This window comes from Saccharothrix hoggarensis (assembly GCF_042678885.1).
Classification (GTDB): domain Bacteria; phylum Actinomycetota; class Actinomycetes; order Mycobacteriales; family Pseudonocardiaceae; genus Actinosynnema; species Actinosynnema hoggarensis.
The window spans coordinates 1-7,193 of the sequence record NZ_JBHTLK010000297.1; the positions used below are offsets into that span (position 1 = coordinate 1).

The 7,193-nt window shown below is 71.7% G+C and carries 7 protein-coding genes; 1 reads left to right on the forward strand and 6 read right to left on the reverse strand.

The window, feature by feature from the left end; translation table 11 throughout:
* The 5 genes from prmC to rpmE all read right to left on the reverse strand — a co-directional run.
* A partial coding sequence (prmC, locus tag ACFQ3T_RS32700; RefSeq protein ID WP_380729346.1) for a peptide chain release factor N(5)-glutamine methyltransferase occupies positions 1–881 on the reverse strand: 881 nt, incomplete at its 3' end.
* A gap of 37 nt (positions 882–918) precedes the next feature.
* Positions 919–2,304, reverse strand: coding sequence for a dihydrolipoyl dehydrogenase (lpdA, locus tag ACFQ3T_RS32705; RefSeq protein WP_380729349.1), 1,386 nt, complete (start codon positions 2,302–2,304; stop codon positions 919–921).
* Between the two features lie 10 nt (positions 2,305–2,314).
* Positions 2,315–3,520 carry an acyl-CoA thioester hydrolase/BAAT C-terminal domain-containing protein gene (locus tag ACFQ3T_RS32710; protein ID WP_380729351.1) on the reverse strand — a complete coding sequence of 402 codons (1,206 nt, stop codon included), beginning with the start codon at positions 3,518–3,520 and terminating at the stop codon, positions 2,315–2,317.
* Between the two features lie 21 nt (positions 3,521–3,541).
* On the reverse strand, positions 3,542–4,597 hold the full coding sequence (gene prfA, locus ACFQ3T_RS32715; RefSeq protein WP_380729353.1) for a peptide chain release factor 1: 1,056 nt from the start codon (positions 4,595–4,597) through the stop codon (positions 3,542–3,544).
* Between the two features lie 99 nt (positions 4,598–4,696).
* Positions 4,697–4,909 (reverse strand): 50S ribosomal protein L31, encoded by a 213-nt coding sequence (gene rpmE, locus ACFQ3T_RS32720; RefSeq protein ID WP_380729355.1) that lies wholly within the window; start codon positions 4,907–4,909, stop codon positions 4,697–4,699.
* Between the two features lie 244 nt (positions 4,910–5,153).
* Between rpmE and ACFQ3T_RS32725 the strand changes: the two genes are divergently transcribed.
* Positions 5,154–5,561, forward strand: coding sequence for a hypothetical protein (locus ACFQ3T_RS32725; protein ID WP_380729358.1), 408 nt, complete (start codon positions 5,154–5,156; stop codon positions 5,559–5,561).
* 94 nt (positions 5,562–5,655) lie between these two features.
* Here the strand turns inward: ACFQ3T_RS32725 and rho are convergent.
* The coding region (gene rho, locus ACFQ3T_RS32730) for a transcription termination factor Rho (RefSeq protein ID WP_380729360.1) at positions 5,656–7,193 on the reverse strand (1,538 nt) is incomplete at its 5' end.

The following is a 7,193-nucleotide window of genomic DNA, read 5'->3' on the forward strand; positions in this document are numbered from 1 at the left end:
GAACGCGGCAGACAGGCGCGGCAGGCGGTGGCGAAGCGGGCGCGACCGGCCAGGTCCGCGTGGTCGGCCACGTCGGTCAGCACGCGGCGCGCGGCGAGCAGGGCGGGCACGGACTCGCCCTGCGTGTCGTCGTGCTCGATCCCCACGTGGCCGCCCGGCTTCAGCAGGCGCGCGGCGAGCGTGACGACGTGCCGGATCACGTCGAGGCCGTCCGCGCCGCCGAAGACGGCCTGGCGCGGGTCGTGGTCGGCGACCTCCGGCTGGACCTCGGTCGCGTCCGGGACGTACGGCGGGTTGCACAGCACCAGGTCGACCTGACCGTCCAGGTCGGACAGCACGTCCGGCGCGGTCACGTCGCCCGCGTGGAGCGTGATCGGGGTGTCGCCCGCGCCGCCGCGGATCTCGGCGTTGCGGCGCGCCCAGGCCAGCGCGGCGTGGTCGCGCTCGACGGCGTGCACGGACGCCGACGGCACCCGGTGCGCCACGGCGAGGGCGAGCGCGCCGGAACCCGTGCACAGGTCGACGACGACGGGCGCGGGCGTCACCGAGAGGTCCAGTGTGGACAGTCCCCACTCGAGCAGGAGCTCGGTTTCCGGGCGCGGGATGAACACGCCCGGACCGACTTCCAGGTCGATGCCGCCGAGGTGGGCGGTGCCGGTGATGTGCTGCAGCGGGATGCGCGACGTGCGCTGCACGACGACCTTGTGCAGCGCGTCCACCACCGGCGGGTCGACCAGCGGGATCAGCGGAAGGCGGGACCGCGCGACGCCCAGCACGTGGGCGGCGAGCAGTTCCGCGTCCACCCGCGGGCTGTCCACACCCGCCGCGGCCAGCATGCGTTCCGCTTCGAGGATGGCCAGCCGCAGCGGGTGTCGGGTCATGCCCGAAGGATAGTCATGACCCGGCGACGGACACCGGTCAGAAGTTGATCATGTGACCGGCCAGGCCGTGCACGGCTTCCTTGACCGCCTCGCCCAGCGTCGGGTGCGCGTGGACGTTGCGCGCCACCTCGTGGACGGTGAGGTCCCACTGCTGCGCGAGCGTCAGCTCCGGCAGCAGCTCGGTCACGTCGGGCCCGATCAGGTGACCGCCGAGCAGCTCGCCGTGCGTCTTGTCGCTGATCAGCTTCACGAACCCGCCCGAGTCGCCGATGCCGTGCGCCTTGCCGTTCGCGGTGAACGGGAACTTCGCCACCTGGACGTCGAAGCCCTTCTCGCGGGCCTGCGCCTCGGTCCACCCGAACGACGCGATCTGCGGCTGGCAGTACGTCGCGCGCGGGATCATCACGAAGTCCAGCTCCATGGTCTCCGCGCCCGCGATGGTCTCCGCCGCGATGATGCCCATCGACTCGGCGGCGTGCGCCAGCATCAGCTTCGCCGTCACGTCGCCGATGGCGTAGATGTTCGGCACGTTCGTGCGGCCGCGGCCGTCGACGTCGATCGCGCCGCGCTCGGTGAGCCGGACGCCGGTGTTCTCCAGCCCGTAGCCCTCGACCCGCGGCTGGAAGCCGATGGCCTGCATGACCTTGTCGGCCTCCAGGACCTCCTGCCGGCCGTCCTTCGACACGGTGACGCGCACGCGGTCGCCGGAGTCGTCGATGGACTCGACGCGGGTGGACGTGCGCACGTCGATCCCGAGCCGCTTGTACCGCTTGGCCAGCTCGGTCGAGACCTCGGCGTCCTCCAGCGGCACCACGCGGTCCAGGAACTCCACGATGGTGACCTTGACGCCGTAGTTGTGCAGCACGTACGCGAACTCGACGCCGATGGCGCCCGCACCCGCGATGACGATGCTGCCCGGCAGGTCCTCGGACATGATCTGCTCTTCGTACGTCACCACCCGGTCGGACAGCTTCGTGCCCGGGAGGAGGCGGGTGGTCGCACCGGCCGCGATGATCGCGGAACCGAACGTGATCGTCTCGTCACCCACCTTGATGGTGTTGGCGTCGACGAACGTCCCCCGACCGTTGTACTCGGTGATGCCGTTCTTCTTCATCAGGAAGTGCACGCCCTTGACGCGCCCGTCCGCGACCTTCCGGCTGCGCTGGAACGCGGCGCCGTAGTCGAACTTCACCGTGCCGTCGACCTGGATGCCGTAGGTCTTCTGCTCGTGCGTGAACAGGTGCGCCAGCTCCGCGTTGCGCAGGAGCGCCTTCGACGGGATGCAGCCCACGTTCAGGCAGACCCCGCCCCAGTAACGCTCCTCGATGACCGCCGTCTTCAGCCCCAGCTGGGCCGAGCGGATCGCGGCGACGTACCCGCCTGGCCCCGCACCGAGGACCACGACGTCAAAGTGTGCGCTCATGACCGACACATTAGGTGCCCAGTTGGTCCGACAAGAACTCAACGGTCCGACGCCACGCGTCGGCCCTCGCGGCGGCCGTGGCGGCGGGCGTGCCGCCCATCGCGAACCGCACGCCGGGCCCCGGAACGACCACGTCGGTGGTCGGCCGGTGGGGCGGGCCCGCGATCAGGTGTCCTGCCTCGGGGTACACGACGTGCTCGTGCCGGTGCGGGTGCCCGCGCTCGGCCAGCCGACGTGCCGCGACCTCGCTCAGCTCGACGCACGGCCACGACTCGTCCCGGCCGGATGAGAGCAGCAACACACCCCCGTTGATGCGCTCGACGGGGATCTCGGTGTCCTCGGGGATGCCGTCGGTGAGGTCGAACGCCAGGCGCAGCGGCACCGGCTCGCCGTCCACGATCCTCATCCGCAGCTCGTGCGGCACCGAGTACGGCAGGTACGGCAGCGGCCTGCCCTGCCACGTCCACGACGCGGCCTCGTGCTCCAGCTTCTGCGACAACCGGCGGCCCGGCCCGATGCACTGCGTCACCACGCCACTGCCCACCACGCTCACCACGGCGTTGACCTGCGGGAACGTCGCACCGACCAGCAACGCCAGCTCGCCGCCGCGCGAACCGCCGAGCACGCCGACCTTCCCGGCGCGGGCGCCCAGCCACTCCACCGCGGCGCCGACGTACTCCAAGGGGATCTCGACCAGGTCGTCCGGCACTCCCGGCGCCCCGAAGTGCGCCAGCGTCAGCGCGGCGAACCCGTGGCCGGCCAGCAGCGCCGCGTCGAGCTCGTGCAGCCCGCCCTCGGAACCGCTGAGCACCAGCACGCCGGGGTGCGTCTCGTCGTCGTCCGGCTCGAACAGCACGCCGACCAGGCCGTTCTCGGTCACCTCGGTCCGGCGGACGCCCTCGGGGACGGTGCGGCGGTCCACCTCGACCCGGCCCGCGCCGTCGACCTCGACGACCGTGCCGCGCGGCGTGCCGCCGGTCGGCGCCATCGCCCAGAACAACCCCATCGGGTCGACGCCGGAGTAGGCGCCCTCGACCGGGGCGTGCCGCGTCAGGTCCACCACGCCGCGCTCGTCGGCCAGGAACACGGCCTCGGCGGCACGGTCACCCGTCGACGCGCAGACCGTGACCCGCTCGTCCGGCGACAGGCCGGAGACGACGATCCGCAGGGACGTGTCCAGTGGGGCGCTCAGGGGGCTGACCAGGAGTTCCGCCACGACCGCGCCCCTCTCGTCGCATCACCCGCCGGCGAGTCGCTCCGCGCGGTCGGCCGCCGCCAAAGCGTCGAGCACCGCGTCCAGATCGCCGTCGAGCACTTGATCCAGGTTATGCGCTTTGTACCCGACACGGTGGTCGGAGATGCGTGATTCCGGGAAGTTGTAGGTCCGCACCCGCTCGGACCGGTCGACCGTGCGGATCTGGGTGCGCCGGGCGTCCGACGCCTCCTGGGCCTGCTTCTCCTCGGCCAACGCGGTCAGCCGCGCCTGCAGCACCTGCATGGCCCGCGCCTTGTTCTGGAGCTGGCTGCGCTCGTTCTGGCAGGACACCACGATGCCCGTGGGCAGGTGCGTGATGCGGACCGCCGAGTCGGTCGTGTTGACGCTCTGGCCGCCCTTGCCGGACGAGCGGAACACGTCCACGCGCAGGTCGTTCTCGTCGATCTCGACCTCGACGTCCTCGGTCTCCGGGAACACCAGGACACCGGCGGCGGACGTGTGGATGCGCCCCTGCGACTCGGTGACCGGCACCCGCTGCACGCGGTGCACGCCGCCCTCGTACTTCAGCCGCGACCAGACACCGTCCGGGGTGTCGGCGCGGCTCTTGATGGCCACCGTGACGTCCTTGTAGCCGCCCAGGTCGGAGTCGGTGCCGTCGAGCACCTCGGCCTTCCAGCCGTGGCGCTCGGCGTACCGCAGGTACATGCGCAACAGGTCGCCCGCGAACAGGGCCGACTCCTCGCCGCCCTCACCGGACTTGATCTCCAGCACGACGTCCGCGTGGTCGTGCGGGTCGCGCGGCAGGAGCAGCTCGGTCAGCTTGGCCTCCAGCGCTGGGACGCGTCGGGCCAGCTCCTCGGCTTCCTCGGCGAACACCGGGTCCTCGGCGGCCAGCTCGCGCGCCGTTTCCAGGTCCGACTTCGCCTGCTCCAGCTCCCGGGCCGTCTTCACGATCGGCCCCAGCTCGGCGTAGCGCTTGCCGAGCTTGCGCGCGCCCGCCTGGTCGGCGTGCACCGAGGGGTCGGCGAGCTTGGCTTCCAGCTCGGCGTGCTCGGCCAGCAGGGCGTCCAGCGTCACGATCTTGCTCCGGTCTCAGCTTCTGAAGGGTGTCCCGACAAGGTGTGGAGACGACAACGGCGTCCACCCGCGAAATCGGGGTGGACGCCGTTGGGGCAGCTACTTGGCGCGCTTGCCGTAGCGGGCCTCGAAGCGCGCGACCCGGCCACCGGTGTCGAGGATCTTCTGCTTGCCGGTGTAGAACGGGTGGCAGTTGGCGCAGATCTCGACGTGGATGGACCCGGAGGTCTTGGTGCTGCGGGTGGTGAAGGTGTTGCCGCAACCGCAGGTGACCTCGGTCGTCACGTACTCGGGGTGAATGCCGGTCTTCAACGTCTCGTCCCTTTCCTCGGTGGCCGCCGGGTCCTCGTTGTCCTTCGAGGTGAACCGGAGCCGGACTCGACCCGACAGTGTGCCAGATCGGCCGTCACGGACTGAAACGCGTGGTCGGGCGCCGTTGTTCCCCGTGCTCGGGGTCACAACCGCTCGCCGATGGACGACGACCATTTGGCGCACCAGGTAGCCGCTGGACTACTCAGTGCAGCGGTCGACGTTGCGTGGACGCCACACTGGCCCCGTGTTCTGCTCCGTCGGGCGCCCGCTGCGGTTGACCACGTGGTTGGCGGTGCCGTTCCTGTTCAGCAGCGCCGTCCTGGGCCTCACCGGGCTCGGAGGGCTGCTGCTCGGGGCTCCGGGGTACCTCCCCCTGTCGAGCCCCGTGTTCGGCGCGGGCGTCGCCGTCGGCGTGGCGGCGTCCAGCGCGGTCGAGTGGACCGCGCGCTGGCAGCGCGTGTGGCTGCGGTGGCCCTACCTGGCGTCCGTGCTGGCCCTCGGCGTGCTGGTGGACGGCGTGCGGCTGCCGGTCGTGGCCGTGGTGGCCCTCGGCGTGCCCGTGACGGCCCTGCTCGTCGCCCAGTACTTCCTCGAACGCCGCCGCACGGCCGCGCTCGCCGAGGCCGGCCTGACCTCCGCCTCGCAGTGCTGACGCCCCACCCCGCCGACCTGCGCTGACGGCCCCGTGACGCCCGAAGGCCCGCCCGGCGTGGTGTGCCGGACGGGCCTTCGGAGGTCGGGCGCGGTCAGTCGTTGTCCGCACCCGGGGTGGTCTTCGCGACCTGCATCAGGAACTCGATGTTGGTGCGGCTCTTGCGCAGGCGGTCCAGCAGCAGGTCGATCGCCTGCTGGCTGTCCAGGGCGTGCAGCACCCGGCGCAGCTTGTGCATGACCGCCAGCTCGTCCGGCGACAGCAGCAGGTCTTCCTTGCGGGTGCCGGACGAGTCGACGTCCACCGCCGGGAAGGTCCGCTTGTCCGCGATCTTCCGGTCGAGCTTGAGCTCGGCGTTGCCGGTGCCCTTGAACTCCTCGAAGATTACGCTGTCGCCCGCGGACCCGGTCTCGACCAGGGCCGTCGCGATGACGGTCAGCGAGCCGCCGCCCTCGATGTTCCGCGCCGCGCCCAGGAACCGCTTGGGCGGGTACAGCGCGGTCGAGTCGACACCACCGGACAGGATCCGGCCGCTCGCGGGGGCCGCGAGGTTGTAGGCACGACCCAGGCGGGTGATCGAGTCCAGCAGCACGACCACGTCGTGACCCATCTCGACCAGGCGCTTCGCCCGCTCGATGGCCAGCTCCGAGATCGTGGTGTGGTCCGACGGCGGGCGGTCGAAGGTGGAGGCGATGACCTCGCCCTTCACCGACCGCTGCATGTCGGTGACCTCTTCGGGGCGCTCGTCCACCAGCACCACCATCAGGTGGCACTCGGGGTTGTTCTTCGTGATCGCGTTCGCGATCGACTGGAGCACCGAGGTCTTGCCCGCCTTCGGCGGCGACACGACGAGGGCGCGCTGGCCCTTGCCGATCGGCATCACCAGGTCGATGACGCGCGTGGTGAGGATGTGCGGTTCCGTCTCGAGGCGCAGGCGCTCGTTCGGGTACAGCGGCGTCAGCTTGGTGAAGTCCGGCCGGTTGCGGGACTCCTCCGGGTCGAGGCCGTTGATCTTGTCCACCCGCACCAGGGGGTTGAACTTCTGGCGCTGCTGCTCGCCGTCGCGCGGCTGCCGCACGGCGCCGATGAGGGCGTCACCGCGGCGGAGGCCGTACTTGCGGACCAGCGACAACGACACGTAGACGTCGTTCGGCCCGGCGAGGTAGCCGGACGTGCGGACGAACGCGTAGTTCTCCAGCACGTCCAGGATGCCCGCGACGGGCAGCAGGACGTCGTCGTCGCGCACCTCGGTGTCGGTGGCGGGACCGCCGTCGTCGCCACGGCCGCCACGGCGGCGGCGGTCGCGGAAGCGGCGACCGCGACGGCCACCGTCCTCGTCGCCGTCGTCGCCCGGGCCGCTCTGGCGGTTGCGGCTCTGGTCGCGGCCGCCCCGGTCGTCACGGCCATCACGGCTGTCACGGCCGCCGCGGTCGTCGCGACCGCCGCGGTCCTGCCGGTCGCCGCGGTCGCCGCGGTTGCCCCGGTCCTGGCGCTGTTCGCGCTGCTCGGAACGGTCCTGCCGGTCGCCGCGGTCGGACCGCTCGGCCCGCTCGCCCTGCTGGCGCTCACCCTGCGCCCGGTCGCCCTGGGGGCGCTCGGCCTGGGTGCGCTCACCCGGCGGGCGCTCGGTCT

What these genes read in the sequence shown, in the direction of transcription:
- lpdA (WP_380729349.1), bottom strand. Translation starts at nt 2,304, where the DNA reads ATGAGCGCACACTTTGACGTCGTGGTCCTCGGTGCGGGGCCAGGCGGG.